Origin of the sequence: Haloferax sp. S2CR25, from assembly GCF_031624535.1 — an archaeon.
Lineage (GTDB): Archaea > Halobacteriota > Halobacteria > Halobacteriales > Haloferacaceae > Haloferax > Haloferax massiliensis.
Genome location: NZ_JAMQOO010000011.1, coordinates 23,270 through 41,199, shown reverse-complemented (window position 1 = coordinate 41,199; position 17,930 = coordinate 23,270). Strand labels below are relative to the sequence as shown.

At 69.2% G+C, this 17,930-nt stretch carries 16 protein-coding genes and 1 other RNA gene; 6 read left to right on the top strand and 11 right to left on the bottom strand.

Features of this window, described 5'->3' with window-relative positions:
• Positions 1 to 25: 25 nt before the first annotated feature.
• Complete coding sequence (locus NDI65_RS18785; protein ID WP_089776960.1) at positions 26 to 2,134, bottom strand: PAS domain-containing sensor histidine kinase; 2,109 nt, start codon at positions 2,132 to 2,134, stop codon at positions 26 to 28.
• 241 nt (positions 2,135 to 2,375) lie between these two features.
• On the opposite strand from NDI65_RS18785, the gene NDI65_RS18780 reads away from it, so the two are divergent.
• Together NDI65_RS18780 and NDI65_RS18775 are read left to right on the top strand one after the other, a co-directional pair.
• Positions 2,376 to 2,750: an SHOCT domain-containing protein gene (locus tag NDI65_RS18780; RefSeq protein ID WP_089777297.1), complete on the top strand. Its 375-nt coding sequence runs from the start codon at positions 2,376 to 2,378 to the stop codon at positions 2,748 to 2,750.
• Positions 2,751 to 2,886: 136 nt separating this feature from the next.
• Positions 2,887 to 3,033: a hypothetical protein gene (locus NDI65_RS18775; protein WP_167344089.1), complete on the top strand. Its 147-nt coding sequence runs from the start codon at positions 2,887 to 2,889 to the stop codon at positions 3,031 to 3,033.
• 61 nt (positions 3,034 to 3,094) lie between these two features.
• Here the strand turns inward: NDI65_RS18775 and NDI65_RS18770 are convergent, their stop codons facing one another.
• Positions 3,095 to 4,327: an MBL fold metallo-hydrolase gene (locus NDI65_RS18770; protein ID WP_089776961.1), complete on the bottom strand. Its 1,233-nt coding sequence runs from the start codon at positions 4,325 to 4,327 to the stop codon at positions 3,095 to 3,097.
• Between the two features lie 101 nt (positions 4,328 to 4,428).
• Here NDI65_RS18770 and NDI65_RS18765 point away from each other — a divergent pair, with 101 nt between their 5' ends.
• On the top strand, positions 4,429 to 4,809 hold the full coding sequence (locus tag NDI65_RS18765) for a hypothetical protein (protein WP_193310918.1): 381 nt from the start codon (positions 4,429 to 4,431) through the stop codon (positions 4,807 to 4,809).
• An 86-nt stretch (positions 4,810 to 4,895) separates the two neighbouring features.
• Here NDI65_RS18765 and NDI65_RS18760 read toward each other — a convergent pair whose 3' ends face one another.
• From NDI65_RS18760 to rnpB, 4 genes are all read right to left on the bottom strand, one after another.
• Positions 4,896 to 6,128, bottom strand: coding sequence for a digeranylgeranylglycerophospholipid reductase (locus tag NDI65_RS18760; protein ID WP_089776962.1), 1,233 nt, complete (start codon positions 6,126 to 6,128; stop codon positions 4,896 to 4,898).
• Between the two features lie 237 nt (positions 6,129 to 6,365).
• Positions 6,366 to 6,677 (bottom strand): hypothetical protein, encoded by a 312-nt coding sequence (locus NDI65_RS18755; RefSeq protein WP_058566260.1) that lies wholly within the window; start codon positions 6,675 to 6,677, stop codon positions 6,366 to 6,368.
• Positions 6,678 to 6,782: 105 nt separating this feature from the next.
• The gene (locus tag NDI65_RS18750) at positions 6,783 to 7,913 is read right to left on the bottom strand and encodes a matrixin (protein WP_089776963.1); all 1,131 of its coding nucleotides are present in this window, start codon (positions 7,911 to 7,913) and stop codon (positions 6,783 to 6,785) included.
• Positions 7,914 to 7,992: 79 nt separating this feature from the next.
• Positions 7,993 to 8,423, bottom strand: an RNA gene (gene rnpB / locus NDI65_RS18745) — RNase P RNA component.
• Between the two features lie 150 nt (positions 8,424 to 8,573).
• Here rnpB and NDI65_RS18740 point away from each other — a divergent pair.
• The gene (locus NDI65_RS18740; protein WP_004041686.1) at positions 8,574 to 9,176 is read left to right on the top strand and encodes a TIGR00296 family protein; all 603 of its coding nucleotides are present in this window, start codon (positions 8,574 to 8,576) and stop codon (positions 9,174 to 9,176) included.
• Positions 9,177 to 9,265: 89 nt separating this feature from the next.
• Here NDI65_RS18740 and NDI65_RS18735 read toward each other — a convergent pair whose 3' ends face one another.
• The 4 genes from NDI65_RS18735 to NDI65_RS18720 form a co-directional block, all read right to left on the bottom strand.
• Positions 9,266 to 10,423 (bottom strand): nicotinate phosphoribosyltransferase, encoded by a 1,158-nt coding sequence (locus tag NDI65_RS18735; protein WP_089776964.1) that lies wholly within the window; start codon positions 10,421 to 10,423, stop codon positions 9,266 to 9,268.
• Positions 10,424 to 10,500: 77 nt separating this feature from the next.
• Entirely contained in the window at positions 10,501 to 10,821 is a 321-nt protein-coding gene (locus tag NDI65_RS18730; RefSeq protein ID WP_089776965.1) for a hypothetical protein, read from the bottom strand.
• 37 nt (positions 10,822 to 10,858) lie between these two features.
• Positions 10,859 to 12,286, bottom strand: a complete 1,428-nt coding sequence (locus NDI65_RS18725) for an Hvo_1808 family surface protein (RefSeq protein ID WP_089776966.1) — start codon at positions 12,284 to 12,286, stop codon at positions 10,859 to 10,861.
• 45 nt (positions 12,287 to 12,331) lie between these two features.
• Positions 12,332 to 13,765, bottom strand: coding sequence for an Hvo_1808 family surface protein (locus tag NDI65_RS18720; RefSeq protein WP_089776967.1), 1,434 nt, complete (start codon positions 13,763 to 13,765; stop codon positions 12,332 to 12,334).
• A 145-nt stretch (positions 13,766 to 13,910) separates the two neighbouring features.
• On the opposite strand from NDI65_RS18720, the gene NDI65_RS18715 reads away from it, so the two are divergent.
• The gene (locus tag NDI65_RS18715) at positions 13,911 to 14,483 is read left to right on the top strand and encodes an isochorismatase family cysteine hydrolase (RefSeq protein ID WP_089776968.1); all 573 of its coding nucleotides are present in this window, start codon (positions 13,911 to 13,913) and stop codon (positions 14,481 to 14,483) included.
• 105 nt (positions 14,484 to 14,588) lie between these two features.
• Here NDI65_RS18715 and NDI65_RS18710 read toward each other — a convergent pair whose 3' ends face one another.
• Positions 14,589 to 15,074, bottom strand: coding sequence for a PaaI family thioesterase (locus NDI65_RS18710; RefSeq protein WP_089776969.1), 486 nt, complete (start codon positions 15,072 to 15,074; stop codon positions 14,589 to 14,591).
• Positions 15,075 to 15,278: 204 nt separating this feature from the next.
• Between NDI65_RS18710 and NDI65_RS18705 the strand changes: the two genes are divergently transcribed.
• The gene (locus tag NDI65_RS18705) at positions 15,279 to 17,870 is read left to right on the top strand and encodes a PAS domain S-box protein (RefSeq protein ID WP_310894086.1); all 2,592 of its coding nucleotides are present in this window, start codon (positions 15,279 to 15,281) and stop codon (positions 17,868 to 17,870) included.
• The last annotated feature ends 60 nt before the right edge of the window (positions 17,871 to 17,930 follow it).

The window sequence follows — 17,930 nt, the reverse complement described above, 5'->3', positions numbered from 1 at the left end:
GACACGGTCTGAGAGGGCGGCCGGCTCAGGCGACCGCCGCGAGCGGGATGGAGACGACGGCCACCGCCCCCATCGGGTCGTTGTCCTCGAAGTGGACCTCGCCGCCGAACGAGTCGACCAGTTGGTTGACGAGGTAGAGTCCGAGGCCGGTGCCGGTGCTCTCCAGTCCCTTTTCGCCCTTGCCGAAGACGACCGACTTCCGCGCGTCGGGGATGCCCGAGCCGTCGTCGGCGATGCGGATGCGCGCCGTCTGGGCGTCGTCGTCCACGGTCGCCGAGACGGTGACGACGGTGTCGTCGGCGTTGTGCTGGACGGCGTTGTTGAGGAGGTTGCCGAGCACCGACGCGATGAGCGGGTTCGCGCGCACCGCCACGTCCGGAATCTCGCCGTCCACCTCGAACGTCGCGCGGGGGAACGCCTCGCGGCGGACTGCGAGTTCGCGCTCGACGGCGTTGGCGAGCGACATCGGGCGAGTCTCGACGCCGCCGCCGCTCATCGTCTCCATGAGGTCGCGGGCGACCTCGGTTATCTCGGTGGTGTGGCGACCCGTCGAGAGGATGCGCGAGAGGATGTCCGCGCCCTCCTCGTCGACGTGCTCTCGGAGGAGCTCCGCCCAGCCGACGACGACGGCCATGTCGTTTCGGATGTCGTGGCGGACGATGCGGTTCAGCGCCTCCAGTTCGGCGTTCATCCGTTCGAGTTCGTCCTCGCGGGTGCGGCGGGCGGTCACGTCCTGAATCGTCCCCCTGAGCGACGACACCCGCCCGTCGCGGATGACGGGTTCGCCGCGGGTGCGGACCCACACCTCCGCCCCTTCGGCGGTGACCAGTCGGAACTCGTCTTCCCACGGGACGCCCTCGGACCGGCAGCGGTCCAGCAGTTCGCGGACCCGGTCTCGCTCCTCGGCGGCGTAGAACTCGACGGCGTCGTCGACCGTCGGCTCGTAGTCGAGCGACACCGCGTGGATGCGCTTGGTCTGGTCAGTCCACGCCAGCGTGGCGGTCACGAGGTCGAGTTCCCAGCCGCCCACCTTCGAGATGCGCTGGGTGCGTTCGAGGAAGTCGCGGCTCCGTTCGAGTTCGTCCTCGCGGAGCTTCTGCTCGGAGAGGCTCTGGAAGACGATGACGTTCCGGTCGCCTTCGAGAGACGTGATGGAGAACCGAACCGGAACGAGTTCGTCGTCGAGCCGGCGAATCGACACCTCGCCTTGCCACTTCCCGTCGGCTTCGAGCGCGGGCGGAATCGTCTCTCTGAGCCGTTCGAGTTCCGCCTCGTCGTGGAGGTTGCCCCAGCCCGTCCCGAGCATCGCCTCGGTGTTCGGGTAGCCGCAGATGTCGGCCGCGGCCTCGTTGACGTACACGTGTCGGTCGTCCTCCGTGATGGTGACCCCGGCGTCGACGGCGTCGACCGCGCCCTGGAACGCTTCGAGGTCGCGCTCTCGGCGGCACTCCGCCGTCACGTCTTCGACCGTCGAGATGAGTCGGTCCCGGCCCGATATCTCGGCGACGGTGAGGCTGACGCGAATCCAAACGGTGTCGCCGGCGGCGTTCTCGATGGGCCACGTGAAAACGGACCCGCCCTCCTCGCGGGCGGTCTCGACCTCGTCGAAGGCGCGCTCGGCGTCGTAGCCGGGGACGTCCGCGGTCACGTGCGTCGGATTCGTGTCGATGACCGACGCGCGGTCGATGCCGAGGATATCCAGGTACTGTTGGTTGATGTCGACGAGTTCGAGCGTTTCGAGGTTTCGAACCGCGAGCCCGACGTTGACGGCCTCGAAGAGCGCGCGGTGGTCGAGCGAGCCGACGGTGTTCCGGGCGGCGTCGTAGACGACGTGCCCGAGGTTGTCGAGGTCGTGTTCGTCGGGGACCGACCGCTCGAACGAGACGAGCGGCACGCCGTCGACGCGGAGCTTCGAGACGAGCGGTCGCCCCTCCGAGTCGGTGGCCTCGGTCGAGACGACGAGGCAGTCGATGCGACTTCGTTCGAGCACCGCGTGAACCGCGCCGGGGCTGTCGGCAGTCGAGACGCGGACCTCGGTCGTCGCGTCGCCGACCGCGGCGGGAAGCTCGGCGGCGAGACGCTCGCGAACGGCGGCGTCCTCGCTGACGACGAGGACGTGCAACCGACCAGGCATACCGGCGAAAAGGACAGCGGGGTTCAAGTATGAACCGGCAGCTGTCGGGAAAAAATCACGACCGGCTGTCCGAGCGAACGCCGTGTCCGACCGCGCCGAAGATTCTAACCTCCGGGCGGCGCAAAGCGTGGAAATCTAATCTTTGACGGCGTTGGAGTCGAAGGCTCGAAGCGACAATCGACCTAAACGTGGAGCGCGTACTGGTATCTATGGGGCGGCCACCGCCGCCTCGGTGAACACCATGACGACGACAAACGACTCGACGCGACTCGCGGGCATCGTCCTGCTCGCGCTGGTCGCGCTGTTCGCGCTCCCCGCCCTCTTCGGGATGGCCGGCCTCGGCGGCGGCATGCCGATGGGGTGGGGCGGCGGCTGGATGCACGACACGTGGATGCACGGCGGGACCGGCGGGACCGTCCCGTGGTGGATGTGGGGGATGGGCCTCCTCGGCCAACTGCTCGTCCTCGCGGTGGTCGTCGCCGGCGGCGTCCTCCTGTTCCGCGCCCTGCGCGACGGGAGCGACAGCGCGCTCGACGAACTCCGCCGGGCCTACGCCCGCGGCGACATCGACGACGAGGAGTTCGACCGCCGCCGCGAGCGACTCGAACGCGACTGACGCGTCGGAAACCGAGACAGTCAGAACGTTGCAGGCGAAACGAAGGGCTTCGACCGGGGGCTATCGCGGGGGTCCTCCCGGGAACCGGACGCGCGCCGACCGCAACGACTATATTTATTTAGGCCAACCTAAAAGTATGAGTTCGGATTCGTCCGGTGGGAAGCTCCGCTCGTTCGTCGGTCGCTTCGGCTCGCGGCGGACCCGCCTCCGCGTGTCCGCGTGCGTCGCCGCGAGTCGGTCGATAGCGGTGCCCGACGACGACGACGCCGACGACCGCGTCTGAGCGTCGAGGGCCGGTGCTCCGTCAGCCGCCGCGGGGCGATTCGCCCCGACCGCCGCGCGGCTCAGACCTCGACCGTCGCCCCGATTGCGGGAGCCGCGGCCTCGTAGCCGTCGGCGCGTAGCTCCTCGGCGAACGCCGCACAGCGGTCGCCGTGGTTCACGAACACCGGCGCGTCGCGGTAGTCGTCGAGGAACGACAGGAGCCCGTGTCGGTCGGCGTGGGCGGAGAAGTCGTACATCTCGGCGCGGGCGGCCACCGGGACGACGCCGCCGTTGAGTTCGCAGCGGCCGCGTTCGACCAGTTCCCTGCCCGGCGTCCCCTCTACCTGATAGCCGGTGAGACAGATTTTGTTCGTCGGGTCGCCCCGTATCTCGGGGATGTACGTCATCGCCGGGCCGCCGGAGAGCATCCCGCTCGTCGTCACGATGACCGAGTTCTGCCGAGCGATGCGCTTTCGCTGGCCGTCCCGGCCCGAGACGATTCGGGCGTTCGACTTCGCCCGCTTGAGCGCCGCCGCGTCGCGGACGTAGTCGGGGTGGTTTCCGAGCATCTTCAGCACGCGTATTCCCATGCCGTCGACGTAGCAGTCGATGTCGTGGGCGTCGAGCACCATGAGAATCTCCTGCGTCCGGCCGATGGCGAACGCGGGGACGACGACGGTGCCGCCCTCCCAGACGGTCGTCCGCACCGATTCGACGAAGCGCTCCTCGACGGTCGCGCGGTCGTCGTGTTCCACGTCGGAGTACGTTGATTCGCAGATGACCACGTCGGCGTCGGGGCGGTCGGTCGTGCCCGAAACCAACCGCTGGTCGTCGGTGTGGAAGTCGGCGGTGTACAGCAGGCGCGTCTCGCCGTCGTCGACGAGGACGTGGGCGCTGCCGGGGATGTGGCCCGCGTTGTAGAACGTGACCTCGTGGCCGGCGGCCTCGAACGCCTCGCCGTAGTCGTGGTGTGCCGACTGCTGGGTCATCCGCCGGACGTGCGTCTCGGTGAACGGGCAGTTGTAGCTCCCGCCGTGGAGTTTGAGCGTGTCGCGCGCGAGGGTCCGGGCGAGTTCGTCGGTCGGCGGCGTCCAGTGGACCGCCGGCCAGTCGTCGCCCGACAGGAGCGAGGGGACCGTCCCGACGTGGTCGAGGTGGCCGTGGGAGACGACGACGGCGTCGGGGTCCACGGAGCCGACGGGGAACTGCGGGGGGTTCCCGGTCAGCATCCCGTAGTCGACCAGCAGCGAGTCGTTGACGAGAATCGCGCTGCGCCCGACCTCCTCGGCCCCGCCGAGGAACTGGAGTTTCATTGCCGGCAGTACCGACCGGAGGGGCTTTTGCTCGTCGGTCCGGCCGGGCCGACGGACTCGCGGGCTCGACGCTTTTCAGGCCGGCCGCCGTCTCCCGAGGCGTGACCGGCTCCGACCCTGACTCCGACGCCGACGGCGACCTCGAATCCGACGCCGAACCCGACCGCGGCGACCTCGACCGACTGGTGACGACGCTCCACGACCGCCTCGCCGCGACGGCGACCCGGCCCGTCCGCGAGGACGCGAGCCGATGGCTCGGCGAGGCGGAGGCGGTCGCGGGCGACCTCGCGGTCGGCCCGCTCCCGGACGACGAGGTGGTCCGGACGCGACTCGGCCACGTCGAACGCCTGCTGTCGAACGTCGACGGAACCGAAGACGAACCGGCGGACGAACACGTGGCATCGGCGCGGGCGGCGCTGGCCGACGCGCTGGCGGCGCTCGGTGGGGATGACGGTGGGAGCGACGACGACAGAACCGGGTGAGCGGCTCGACGAGAGAGACGAGAACGGAGAGAGACGAAGCGGGGACGCGGGGGGACCGAGAGAGACGCGCGTGCCGACCGGCGGCCTCAGTCCGAGAACCAGTCTCGCGCGGTGGACGCGAGGATAGAGAGGTCTTCGAACTTGAGCATGCGGAACATGGCGAGCGGACTGCCGCCGTTCGCGGCGTCCAACTGCTCGTTCGGGAGGCGATGGAGGTCTTCGAGCAGTTTGTCGTAGCGCTCGTTGGAGGCGCGGTAGAGCATCTCCGTCATGAACAGCCGGTTTTTCACCTTCGGCGCGACCCGCTCGTGCCACAGCTGGTCGTAGACGGCGAGCTCGGACGCCGAGGTGTCGCGGTCGGAGTTGGTGAGCGCGCGGTCGGCGGTCGCGGCCGCGACCCGGCCCGAGCGCATGCACTTGTCGATGCCCTCGCCCCACAGCGGGTCGACGGTCGGGACCGTGTCACCGATGGCCATGAAGTTGTCCGTGCTCATGCGACCCGGCAGTTGGATGTGCGCGGAGCCGCGGTGCTGTTTGCCCGCGATGCGCTCCGCGTTCGCGAAGCGCGGGTCGGACTCGGTCCAGTACTGGAGGTAGTCGTCGATGGTGTAGCCCGACTTGGCGTTGTGGCGGTGCCCCTCGTTTTGGATGTAGCAGACGCCGACCTTCGCGGTGTCGCCGCCGGTGTGGAATATCCACGAGTAGCCGCCGGGCGCGATGTCGTGGTCGAGCCGAAGCATCATCGCGTCGGTGAGGTCGCCGTAGCCGTCGGGCGCGAGGTCCATGCCCTCGAACTCGTACTCGATGCCGATGGCCTGCTTCTCGCGGCGGAGGTCGCAGACGTCGAGGGCCTTGGCGAGCGGCGCGCTCGGGCCGGTGGCGTCGATGACGATGTCGGCGTACACCTCCTCGTCGCCGTTGTAGCGGACGCCGACGATTTCGCCGCCCTCCATGACGGGTTTGGAGACGCGTGCGTCGAACAAGTACTCCGCGCCGTCGGCCTCCGCCTCGTCGACGAGCCAGTTCTTGAAGTCGGCGAATTCGAGGACCGCACCGGGCTGATGCCGGTGGTAGTGGTTGTTCGGGGACTCCAGGACGACGTCGTCGGTGAAGTTCATCACGACCTCGTCGGGGATGTTGAACGAGGCCATCGTCGACGGGAACGTCCCGGCGGTCGATTTGTTGCTCCTGGAGGGGAACTCGTCTTCGGACTCGGTTTCGAGGACGCACACGTCGTAGTCTCGGGCGGCGAGGTCTCGTGCCGCCTGTCCACCTGCGGGACCCGCGCCCGCGATAATCACGTCGTAGTTGTCTGTCATTGTAGAGTAGGCATCACCGGTAGGGTTGGTCGTACGCGTTACACACCTCTTCTGTAACAAGCGTGTAATCTGCTTTGGTTTTGAACGGGGGAAAACGCGGGTCGCTCGGCGGGTTCTGACCGCTCAGAAGCGACAGATATCCCCGGGAGGCTGCGGGCGAGCGGGGAGCGTGCCGCGCCGCCGGAGCGCGGCGAAACCGACGACCGACAGGGCCGCAAAGCGGGCGGAGGGCGACGCTCAGGCTTTCGGGATGCGGCGAACTTGGAACTCGCGGTAGCCGCCGTAGGCGGCTTCGAGCGCCCCGAGCCACCAGTTCCAGCGCGTCGCGGGGCCGCCCTCGGGCGCGTCGCGCATGTTGCGCACGATTTCGTCGCCCGTGAGCGGCGCGCCGCGGTCGGCCTCGGCCTGCCCCGAGTCGGCGAGGTCGCGGGCCTGCCGGGCGACGACACGGCGTTCGGCGTCGGTGCCGCCGAACTCGGCGAGCGCGTCGCGGAACGACTCCTCGTCGAACGCGGGGTGGGCGTCGCCGTGCCTGTCGGTGGGAATCACGACAACGTCTACGCGGGCCGTACCAAAGAAGGACTCGGCCGATTCGGGGTGGTCAAGACCGGCGGTTTCGGAAGCGCGCGCCCGACGCGCGACGCGGTGACCGCGCTACGCCCACCACTCGCTCCGCCGCTCTCCGTACGTCGCGTTCCGGAACGGTTCGGGCTTGTCGTCGTCGGCCTCCGCGCCGAGGTAGTGGGCGGTCCAGTAGCCGACGTGCCAGCCGACGGCCTCGGTGTCGAGGTCGACGAGGACGACCCGATACTCGCCGTAGGTCTCTAAGGCGTCGTCGCCGTCGGGGTCGTAGCCGCCGGCGATGGCACAGGAGGCCGCGCCCGCGGCGCACGGCGAGGTGTCCGCGAAGGAGATGCGCACCTCGGCGTCCGCCGGGTCGTCCACGTAGGTGTAGGTGAGGTTGTCGGGCATCCCCGGCGCGCCGTCTTCGAAGTAGTCGAGGGCGTGGCGAATCTGCTCGCGGGCCGCGTCGGGGTCCGAGGCGTTCGCGTCGTCGACGTAGACCGTGAAGTTCGGGTCGTCCCACGGGAACGCCTTCTCGGTCGCGTTCGTCTGCGGGAGCGTGTAGAGGATACCCGTGGCGTTCATCAGCTCCGCGGGCTCGTCGCCGTGAGCGAGTCCGAGGGTGTGACCGAGTTCGTGTTTGACGATGTTCACCGTCGAGTCGTCGCCGTATCCGGTGCGGATGTAGACGGTTTCGGGGCGGTCGATCTGTCGCGCGTCGGTGAGATACGGCGCGCAGCCGGCCGCGTCGTCCTGTCCGCTGCACTCCGGGACGGTGTCGGTAAAGCGGACCACGACGTCCGGGTCGCGGGCGTCGGCGTCGACCTCGTAGTCGACTTCGTACCCGAGGTAGCGCGAGTCGTTCACCTCCCAGTACGCCGTCGCCTCGCTCACGAACGCGGCGTAGTCGCGGTCGTCGTCGGGCGCTTCGACGGCGACCACGACGGGGTCGGACCCCCACGGCCCGTATCCGGACGCGGGCGTGAACGTCGTTGTCGGTTCGGACGTCGGCGACGCGGTGGGCGTGGCGGTCGCGGTCGCGGTCGTGGGGGGAGGCGAAGTCGCCGGTGTCGCGGTCGCAGCGGTCGCCGAGTCGGTGGTCGAGGGCGAGGCCGCGGACGTGGCGGTCGTCGCTGTCGTCGCGTCGTTTCCGGTCGGCACCGGCGCGGCACAGCCGGCGAGGACGACGAGCGCCGCGACGAGGAGAGTCGAACCGCGCATACCGAGACTGCGGTGGCGGACGGTCAAGAGCGTTTCCCGACGCGGCGACCGACGGAGCGGTCGCTCGGGGTTCGAAAGCGGCTGAGAGGAGTAAGCCCCCTTCTGTTCGTCCCAGCATTCGGCTCAGCGTCCGCGTCCTTCTCGGGGCGAGCCCCGAGGGCACGACGGGCGAACCCGACGCGCCGTCCGAACTACCTTCGCGGCGCGGACTTGCACCGGTGAGGATTCGCCGTTCCATCCGTTCTCGACCGTCGGCGATGGCGGAAGCCATCTCTCCCTCTGCGGGTTAACTCCCTCCCCTTACGGGTCGGTTCGCTCGCGGACGGTGAAACCGTCCGCGCCGGCGACGGCGTGGCCGTCGCGCGCGCATCATCGGTCGGGTCGAGCGGTCTCGTTTCTGTTCCAGCGCCAGCCGTCTCCGACTCCGGGCTTGCGCCCGGTCACCCGTTCGGACGGTGGGGGGACTTTCCTCATGCCCGTCTCGGGCACGGGAACTGGGCTCTCTCTGCCGACCTACCCTAGTCCGGTCGGTCGGATAAGCGGTTCGATTAACCGGGTCCTACCGGAGTTTAGCCGCACGTTATATCGCAACGAAACCACATAACAGCGGGATAACATTCGAGGGAAGCGTTGAAGTCACCACAGGACTTGAATGGTAGTATGTCCGAGGCGCAGACCGTACACCTCACCTACGATGATGGGGCGCGGGCGGTCGAACTAGCGCGGGAATCGGTCGAATCGTACGTTCTTCACGGACAGAGAGAACAACCGGGCAGCATGCGCGACGCGTTTTACGCCCGAACCGGGGCGTTCGTTCGCATCAAGTCGACACGGGGGCGGGGTCGACTTCGGGGCTGTGCGGGCGCGTATCGGGGGAAAGACCAACTCGGTCATGCGATCGTCGACGCGGCGATAAAGGCCGCCTCGGGCGACTCGTGCCAGACCGAAATCGAAGCGCCCGAACTCCCGAATCTGAACATCTCTGTTTGTATCGTCAACAATTACACGCTGACTAACGACCCAGTCGCAGACATCGAACTCGGCACCCACGGAATCGCCATCGACGCCGGCGGCACCCACGGCTGGATGTACCCGACGCTGCCCGTCGAACTCGGCTGGTCGAAAGAGGAGTTCCTCACGAACGCCTGCCGCAAAGCCGGCCTGTCGCCGCTGGCGTGGCAGGACGACGACACGATGATTACCCTGTTCGAAGGGCAGGTCTTCCGCGAGCGCGACGACGGCGGGAGCGTCGAAGCGCTGTAAGTCGTCGCGGCGACGACTCGACTCCTTGGGGGGAGAGAACCGAACTGACGAGCGACGGCCCCGAGCGCCGCCGCAGAACGAGAACGCGCTTACTCGTCGCCGAAGCCGACGCGCTCGGCGTCTTCCTTGGCCCGCGTCGCGGCCGCGTCGATGTCGAAGTCGAACGCCGAGACGACCTCGCCGTCTCGGACGAGCGGTTCGAGGAGCGCCTCGCCGTCGGTCGGGCCGGGCCGCCCGCGGAGGCCGACGTGGTGGCCGCCGTCGGCCGTGCGGTAGACCTCTTTGACGCCCGAGAGCTTGCCCCGCTTGGCCGCCGGTTCGCCGTCGACCTCGACGATGTCGAGCGCGAAGTCGACCGGATTGGCGTTCGAGATGTAGCCGCCGACGCCGAATCCCTCGACCACGTCGCGGAGGTGGCGGAGTTCGGCCGGGCCGAGACCGCCGCTCACGAAGATGCCCACGTCCTCGTGGCCGCGGGCGTCGAGCTCCCAGCGGACCTCGCGGACGATGTGGCGGAAGTCGCCCCGCCGCGAGGAGGTGGTGTCGAGGCGGACGCTGTCGAGGTCGTCGCCGAGCGCCTCGACCGCCTGTAGCACCTCCTCGGTCTCGTCGCCGTAGGTGTCACAGAGGGCGACCCGCGGCACGTCCTCGGCGACCGCCTCGTCGAACGCGCGGAACGCCTCGGCCTGATGGCCGCGCCCGAAGGCGATGAGCAGTGCGTGGGGCATCGTCCCCGACGCCTCCTTCCCGAGAATCTCGCCGGCGGCGACGTGCGAGAAGCCGTCGAGGCCGGCCACGAGGGCGCTCCGCTCGACCATCGCGGCGATGGCGGGGTGGACGTGCCGCGCGCCGAACGACAGCACCGTCGAGTCGGGGGCCGCCGAGCGGGCTTCGAGGGCGGCCGTCGCACAGCCCGACGCGTGCGAGAGGAAGCCCAGAAGCGAGGTTTCGAGTCGGGCGAACTCCAGATAGTCGCCCTCGATTCGCATCACGGGGCCGCCGTCGAACAGCGTGCCCTCGGGCATCGCGTCGACGTCGATATCGCGGCCGGAGAGCAGTTCCGCGGCGTCCTTCACGCCGGCGAACAGCTCGAACTCGCCGTCGGGGAACTGGTCGGCCGTCACCTCGGCGACGACGCGGGGGTTCTTGCCCGCGTGCCGGAGGGTCGCCTCGGTCCGCTCGAAGTAGGCGTCGGTCGCGACGCCGTCGCGGATGGCCTCGGGACCGACGATATCGAAGTCACTCATTGGCGCGGATTCCACCCGGCCGATGAAAAAGGTGTATAATCGGTCACGTGCGTCGAAGACGAATTCTCTTCAACGGGTCAGCAGACGGCGACGGCCGCGAAGTAGACCGTCCCGTTCTTCCGGACGTACCCGGTGCCCGGCGACCACGGCCGGTCTTCGAGCGAAATCATCGATTCAGCGGCCAGCGCGTCGTCGAAGGCGGCCCGTTCGGCGGGCGTGAGCGACTCGTAGGCGACTATCTCCGCGTCGGCGGGAACGTCGTCGGCCGGGTCCACGTCGAGTTGCGGCGGGCAACTGTTCGACCACGGAACGAGCGACCCAGTGACGAAGAGGAAGGCCGCGACGGACAGGACGAGCAAGGAGGCGACGAGCGCGAAGCGACCGAGTTGGCTGGGCATACGGAGCAACTGTCAGCCGATTCACAAGTACTTTCCCCTAGCTTCGCTGGTGAACCTCGTCCAACTGTTCCACCGTCGGCGCGTTGACGACGGTGACCGTGTCGCCGTCTCTCGTCACCCGGTAGGCGTCCGCGAAGGGGCCGTCGTCAACGCGGTAGGTGTCCTCGCCCGCGGCCGACGCGTCGAGGGAGAGTCGGAGCGTGTCGTTCACGTACGCCCGCTCGAACTGCTCGGCGTCCGCCTCGGTGTCCCAGACCGTCCGCCAGACGTAGCCGCGCTCGTGGGGGTTCGCCTCGTAGGTCTCGTCCGACGCCGGGCGGTAGGGAACCACCGCGTCGCCGGCCCAGCCCTCGGAGGGGTCGGCCGTGTAGTTGTACGGCGAGTACGCGCCGGGGTCCTGTTGGAGGCTCGCCCGGTCGACGGCGCGGTGCTTCCAGAACGTCGCGAAGATGGACGCCTCGCCGACCGCGTCGGCGACGGGGTCGGTGTCGTAGCGCGTCCACGCGGCCGACGAGCGGTCTTCGACCGTCACCTCGACCGGGCGCTCGTCGGGGTATCGGTTCGGGTGGAGCACCTGCTCGGTCGAGGTGGGGCGGGTCGCGTAGGCGTCGTCGACGGCCGCCCAGCCGCCCCGCTCGCGCAGGTCCGAGACGAACGTCGGCCCCTCGCTGTAGGGCGTGTAGATGACGAGGAAGACCGGATAGTCGACCGCCCCGCCGCCCGACCCACTGCTCGACGGGCGGGAAACGCAGTCCCAGTCGGCCTCGCAGCGGGCCTCGTACAGGCGGTCGACGTAGCGGGCGTCGCCTTCGACCAGCCCGCTGTGGGCGAGTTGGGCGTCCTGCGTCGACGGGGAACCGCCCAGACCGAACTGCTGGTCCTGTGCGGCGTGGACCAGTTCGTGGGCGAGCGTCTGCCGGTCGATGGTCGGTTGGGCGTCGTTGCTCACGACGACGATGCGGTCCTCGGAGGTGGAGTAGTAGCCGAGCACCACGCCGCCGTACAGCTCGTCGAACACCTCGTCGATGGTCCGGTCCTCGCCGACCAGCAACAGCGCCTCCCACACCTGGTCGTTCCAGTCGCCGTGGACCGGGTCGGTCGACTCGTCGGACTCGTTTCGGTACTCGGCGCGCGAGACGACCTCGACCGGCACGGACTCCTCGAATTCGAGTCCGCGGACGACCTCGACGCGGGCCATCGTGCGGGCGACGAACACCTCCATCTCGGAGTCGTTCAGTCCGTCGGACTGGTCGACCGCGATGGACTCGTTGTACCAGTAGCCGTTCTCCCAGCCCAGTCGGTCGGTCGGCGGGTCGTCGGGCCACGACCAGTCGGCGGCCGGGTCCGCGGCCCCGACCGCGGCGTCCGAGTCGTCCCCCGCGGCGCCCGGGTCGGCGACGGGGGCGGCACAGCCGGCGACGACGAGCAGAACTGCAGAGAGAACGGCGGCGAGGCGGCGGTTCATAGCGAGTCCACGGGCGGGAGGGGAAAAAGCGCCTCGGCGTGGGGGTTACGACGCGAGCCCCGGCCGAATCTCGTCCACGTCGGCGGGCGTCGGCCCGTTGACGACGACGACGCGGTCGCCCGTGCGGACGACCCGGAAGGCGTCGTTGAACGGGCCGTCCTCGACGACGTAGACGCCGTCGTCCCGCCGGGCGGCGTCGTGGGCGCTGAGGATGTTCAGGTAGGCGTCGCGGAACTCCCGCGCGTCGCCGTCGGTGTCCCACTCGGTCACCCAGACGTAGCCGTACTCGGTGTCCGCGCCGGCCGCGTTACGGTAGGGGAACAGGCGGTCGTTCGCCCAGCCGTTCGACGGCGCGGCGTCGTAGTTGTACGTGTCGTACCGCGAGTCCGTGTCGAGGATGGACTGGACGCGGACGGTCTCCGCGCCGGACGTGCGGGCCTGATACCAGAACATCGAGAAGATAGACGCCTCGCCGACCGTGTCGGAGCCCTCGACACCCTGGTCGGGGAAGGTGGTCCAGCCGTTCGTCCCCTCGTCGGCGAAGGAGACGGGACGCGGCGACTCGTCGGTCACGTGGATGGTCTGTTCGGTGGACGCCGGCGGGTCGCGCAGGGCGTCGTTGACGGCCGCCCAGCCGCCCCGCTCGTAGAGGTCGTGGACGTACACCGGGCCGTCGGAGTACGGCTGGTAGATGGTGATCAGGACGCCGAGGTTCGGGCTGCCGCCGCGGCTGTTTTCGGTGTCGGGCGTGACGACGCAGTCCCACGTCCCGGCCGCGCACCGCTCGCTGTACTGTCGTTCGACGTAGCTGGCGTCGCCCTCGATGATGCCGTCGGTGGCGAGGTCGCCGTCCTGCGTCTCGCTGCGGAAGCGGGCGTCGGTCAGGTCGAACCGCTGGTCCTGTACGGCGTGGACCAGTTCGTGGACGAGCGTGGCGTTGTCGATGGTCGGCTCGCCCGGTGAGTCGGTGACGACCTTGATTTCGCCGTCGGACGGCGAGTAGAAGCCGAGGACCGAACTCCCGGTCGTCGCCGAGATGGCGTTCGCGCTCGTGGTCGACTCACCGGCGATGAAAAGCGCCTCCCACACTTGGTCGTTCCAGCGGTTGAACTCGGAGTCGGGCGAGCCGGAGCCGCCGGCGTTGGCGCTCCGGTATTCGTCGCGGGAGATGACGCTGACGGGGACGCGCTCGTCGAACTCCAGCTGTCGGATGTGCTCGACGCGGGCCATCCCGCGGGCGACGTACGCTTCCATCTCGGAGTCGTTCAGGCCGTCGGACTGGTCGACCGCGATGGGTTCGTCGTACCAGTAGCCGTTCTCCCAGCCGAGCACGTCCTGGTCGGGGTCGTCGAAGCCGTCTCTGTCCGGGTCGGGGGTCGCGGGCGACGCGTCGCCGCCGGGCGCGGCCGTGGGGGCGGCACAGCCGGCGAGAACCAAGAGCACGGCGGCGAAAACGGCGCGGAGACCGGTGGTTCGCATATCGTACCCTTAGACTCCGGAGTGAAGTACCTTGTCGGGTTCGGGCGTCGAACCGGCGGACCGCGATGCGGTTCGGGCCGGTCGCGTCGGGCGGGTCGAATCTGACCGGCGTACTGTTTTGGTCGTCCCGGCGCAACCCACGCACATGGCACTCGACCCGAAGCGAACCGCGGTGGTCGTCGTCGATATGCAGAACGGCTTTTGTCACCCCGACGGGAGCCTGTTCGCGCCGGGGAGCGAATCCGCGGTCGGCCCCGTCACGGAGCTCGTCGCCGCCGCCCGCGACGCCGGCGCGCGCGTCGTCTACACCCGCGACGTCCACCCGCCGGAGCAGTTCGACGGCAACCACTACTACGACGAGTTCGAGCGCTGGGGGGAACACGTCGTCGAGGGGACGTGGGACGCCGACCTCCACGGCGACCTCGACGTGCGCGACGAGGACCTCGTCGTCGAGAAGCACACCTACGACGCGTTCCACCAAACGCAGTTGGAGGGCTGGCTCGACAGCCACGGCGTGGACGACCTGCTCATCTGCGGCACGCTGGCGAACGTCTGCGTCCTCCACACCGCCGGAAGCGCGGGCCTGCGGGACTACCGACCGATTCTCGTCGCCGACGCGCTCGGCTACATCGAGGAAGGACACAAGGAGTACGCCGTCGATCACGCCGACTGGCTGTTCGGCGAGACGACGACGCTCGCGGACGTGGCGTTCGAGTAGCCGGGGGCGGCAGGACGCGGTCGGACCGCGACCGCTGATTCGGCCCCGGCATCCACCTCAGCCCCGTCCCCGACCCGACCCGACCCGACCCGACCCGACCGCGGTTCAGTCCCGAAAGAGCCGATACGCGCCCTGTCCGGTTGCGACGGCGTCGTCCCAGTCGCTCGACGGCGACTGTCGGGCGGCCACGTCGGCGTCCTCCTCGGGGTCGGTGCTGACGACGGTGATAGTGCTCACGCCGACCGACCCGCCCGCGCGGACCACCTCCGCGACCGCCGTCAGGTCGCCCGACGCCCGCCGCAGGTAGTTCACGTTGAGGTTGATGGTGGCGACGCCGCCGGCGACCGGGTCGTCGAGCATCGTCCGGAGGGCGATGCCGCCCGCGGTGTCGATGAGCGTCGCCGCGATGCCGCCGTGGATGGTGGGCGGCGACACGGTGTTGGTGAGCTTCTCGTCGTACGGGATGGTCATCACGATGCGGCCGCGCTCGATGGCGTCGACGCTGGTGTCGAGCCACGACAGGTAGCCGTGTTCGTCCTCGATGTGTCGCTGGACGATGGCCGCGGCCTCGGCGGGAAAGTCGTCGGTCATATCACGAACGAGTATGTCAGATAGTATGTAACCGACGGTCGGTGACACCCCGACGGGATTCCCGCGAGCGAAGCGAGCGGGAAGTCGTCGGGGGAATGAGGCCGAGCCGAGTGGACCCGACGGAATTCTCACGGGCGAAGCGAGCGGGAAGTCGTCACACCGGAACCGCGTGAAGTATATACACGTTCCCGGACTGGTACGGGTATGAGCGATTCCCGCGTCGTTCTCGTCGACGAGTGCCCCGACGACCTCGTCGAGGCTGTCGAGCGACGCGGGTTCACAACAGAGTCGTGCGCGGGACCGGACGCAGTGTTCGACGTCCTCGACGGCGGAGTCGGCGGCGTCGTCCTCTGCGGCGACGTCGACACCGGGTTCGTCTCCCGCGTCCGCGGCCGGGCCGGCGTGGTCCCGGTGTTTTTCCTCGTCGGCGACGGGACCGCGAGCGCCGGTGAGTCGGCCCACGGCGGCGGTGCCATCGCCCTCGACGAACCGGAAGTGCCGGCGGCGGCCGACTCGGTCGCCGCGCGAGTCGAACGAGTCATCGAGTTCTCACGGTGGGCGTCGAGCGACCGGAACTCGGACTCGCTGTATCGGACCGTCGTCGAACAGAGCCACGACGCCATCTTCGTCACGCAGGGCGGCGAGTTCCGCTTTTGGAACCGCCGGCTGACCGAACTCACCGGCCTGAGCGACGGTGAACTCGCCGAGACGCCGGTGTTGAGCGTCGTCCACTCCGACGACCGCGAGCGGGCCGCCGCCATCGCCGCGACGCGGCGGCGGGGCGGCGACGCCCCCGTGAGCTACGAGACACGCATCGTCGACGCCGACGGCAATACCCGCGAGTGTTCGGCGAACGTCAGGGAAATCGAGTATCACGGCTCCTACGGGGTCCTCGTCTCGGTGCGCGACGTGACCGAACAGCGGGCCACGGAGGCGCGGTTCCGCGGCCTCGTGGAGCTGGCTCGGGACCTCGTCACCCTCGTCGGGACCGACGGGCGAATCAGGTACCAGAGCCCCTCGGTCGCCGACGTGCTCGGCTTCGAGCCCGGCGAACTGGTCGGGAGGTCCGTCTCCGACCTGATTCACCCCGACGACTGGGAGGACGTCGAGGAGGTTTTCGAGCGCGCGCTCCAGACCGGAGCCGACGGGACCGACCCCGTCCGCTACCGTCACCGGAACGCCGAGGGGTCGTGGACGTGGCTCGAATCCGTGGGGAGCAACCAGACGGATACCTCGGTCGACGGGTTCGTCGTCACCTCGCGGAACGTGACCGAACAGCGGAGCTACGAACAGCGGCTCAAGCGCTACGAGACCATCGTCGAGAGCATCGGACAGGGCGCGTACGTGGTCGACGAGGCGGGTGTCGTCCAGTTCATCAACGAGGCCGCGCTGTCGCGGACGAACATCCCCATGTCGGCGTTCGTCGGCCGGCACGTCTCCGCGCTGTGCGACGCCGGCTATCTCGCCGCCGACCAGTACGAGCGCGCCGAGGCCGCCCTCGACGCCGTCCTCGGCGGCGAGAGCGAGCGCGAGCGCTTCGAAATCGAGCTGTCGCTCCCGGAAGAAGTGTACGTGGTCGAGTTCACCGTCTCGCCCATCGTCGGCGACGACGGCGAGGTCGTGGGCGCGGTCGCCATCTCGACGGACGTCACGGAGCGAAAGCGGTACGAACAGCGGCTCAACGCGCTCCACGCGTCGACCCGACGGCTGACGGGGGCGACGAGCCGCGAGGAGGTCGCCGACATCGTCCGCGAGGCCGCCACCGAAATCCTCGACTACGCGATCAGCGGCGTCCTCCTGTACGACGAGTCGCTGGACGCGCTCGTCCCGGCGGCGTTCACCGACGAGGCGTGGGCGGTGTTCGGCGACGTGCCGCCGATTCCGCGGGGGACCGGCCTGACGTGGGAGGTGTTCGAGCGCGGCGAGCACAACCTCTACCGGGACGTGGACTCGAACCCTCGGCGGGCCGTCCGCGACGCCGGGGTCAGAGAGGAGCTCATCGTCCCGATTCCCGACCACGGCGTGTTCTTCGTCGCCTCGCTCGACGAGGGTGAGCTGGCCGACCAGCGCATCGCGCTGGCGAAGGTGCTGGCCGCGAACACCCGTGCCGTCTTGGACCGGGTCGAACGCGAGCGACTCCTGCGGAAGCGCGAGCGCGAACTCGCCAGCCAGAACGAACAGCTCGAATCGTTCGCGTCGGTCGTCTCCCACGACCTCAAGAACCCGCTCAACGCGGCGATGGGCTATCTCGACCTCGCCCGCGAGCAGTACGGCGGCGACGAGTTGGACCGCGTCGCCGACGCCCACGAGCGGATGGCCGCTATCGTCGAGGACGTGCTGGCGCTCGCGCGGAACGGCCAGATGGTCGAGGCGGCAGAGCGGCTGCCGCTCCGTCCCGTCGCCGAGGCGGCGTGGACGACCGCCGCGGGCGGCGCGCCGGAGGCGACCCTCGCTGTCGACGGCGACGTCGCGGTCGACGCCCACCGCGGGCGGCTCAGACAGCTCCTCGAAAACCTCTTTTCGAACGCGGTCCGCCACGGCGGCGACGACGTGACCGTCCGCGTCGGCCCCCTCGGCGACCGCGACGGATTCTACGTCGCGGACGACGGTCCGGGGATTCCGCCGGACGAGCGGCCCCGCATCTTCGAGGCGGGCTACACCACGAGCTCCGAGGGGACGGGGTTCGGCCTCAGCGTCGTCATGAGCGTCGTGAACGCCCACGGCTGGAGCGTCTGGTTCGTCGAGAGCGACGACGGCGGCGCGCGCTTCGAAATCACGACGGAGAGCGACCACTGACAACCTCGAACGCCGTCGCCGACGCTCCCGAACACCGCCGACGACGACGGCGTCCGCCTC

Bases quoted from the DNA above. Each gene is read 5' to 3' on its own strand.
- NDI65_RS18785 (WP_089776960.1), bottom strand. From the start codon at position 2,134: ATGCCTGGTCGGTTGCACGTCCTCGTCGTCAGCGAGGACGCCGCCGTT.
- NDI65_RS18780 (WP_089777297.1), top strand. From the start codon at position 2,376: ATGACGACGACAAACGACTCGACGCGACTCGCGGGCATCGTCCTGCTC.
- NDI65_RS18775 (WP_167344089.1), top strand. From the start codon at position 2,887: ATGAGTTCGGATTCGTCCGGTGGGAAGCTCCGCTCGTTCGTCGGTCGC.
- NDI65_RS18770 (WP_089776961.1), bottom strand. From the start codon at position 4,327: ATGAAACTCCAGTTCCTCGGCGGGGCCGAGGAGGTCGGGCGCAGCGCG.
- NDI65_RS18760 (WP_089776962.1), bottom strand. From the start codon at position 6,128: ATGACAGACAACTACGACGTGATTATCGCGGGCGCGGGTCCCGCAGGT.
- NDI65_RS18750 (WP_089776963.1), bottom strand. From the start codon at position 7,913: ATGCGCGGTTCGACTCTCCTCGTCGCGGCGCTCGTCGTCCTCGCCGGC.
- NDI65_RS18740 (WP_004041686.1), top strand. From the start codon at position 8,574: ATGTCCGAGGCGCAGACCGTACACCTCACCTACGATGATGGGGCGCGG.
- NDI65_RS18735 (WP_089776964.1), bottom strand. From the start codon at position 10,423: ATGAGTGACTTCGATATCGTCGGTCCCGAGGCCATCCGCGACGGCGTC.
- NDI65_RS18730 (WP_089776965.1), bottom strand. From the start codon at position 10,821: ATGCCCAGCCAACTCGGTCGCTTCGCGCTCGTCGCCTCCTTGCTCGTC.
- NDI65_RS18725 (WP_089776966.1), bottom strand. From the start codon at position 12,286: ATGAACCGCCGCCTCGCCGCCGTTCTCTCTGCAGTTCTGCTCGTCGTC.
- NDI65_RS18720 (WP_089776967.1), bottom strand. From the start codon at position 13,765: ATGCGAACCACCGGTCTCCGCGCCGTTTTCGCCGCCGTGCTCTTGGTT.
- NDI65_RS18715 (WP_089776968.1), top strand. From the start codon at position 13,911: ATGGCACTCGACCCGAAGCGAACCGCGGTGGTCGTCGTCGATATGCAG.
- NDI65_RS18710 (WP_089776969.1), bottom strand. From the start codon at position 15,074: ATGACCGACGACTTTCCCGCCGAGGCCGCGGCCATCGTCCAGCGACAC.
- NDI65_RS18705 (WP_310894086.1), top strand. From the start codon at position 15,279: ATGAGCGATTCCCGCGTCGTTCTCGTCGACGAGTGCCCCGACGACCTC.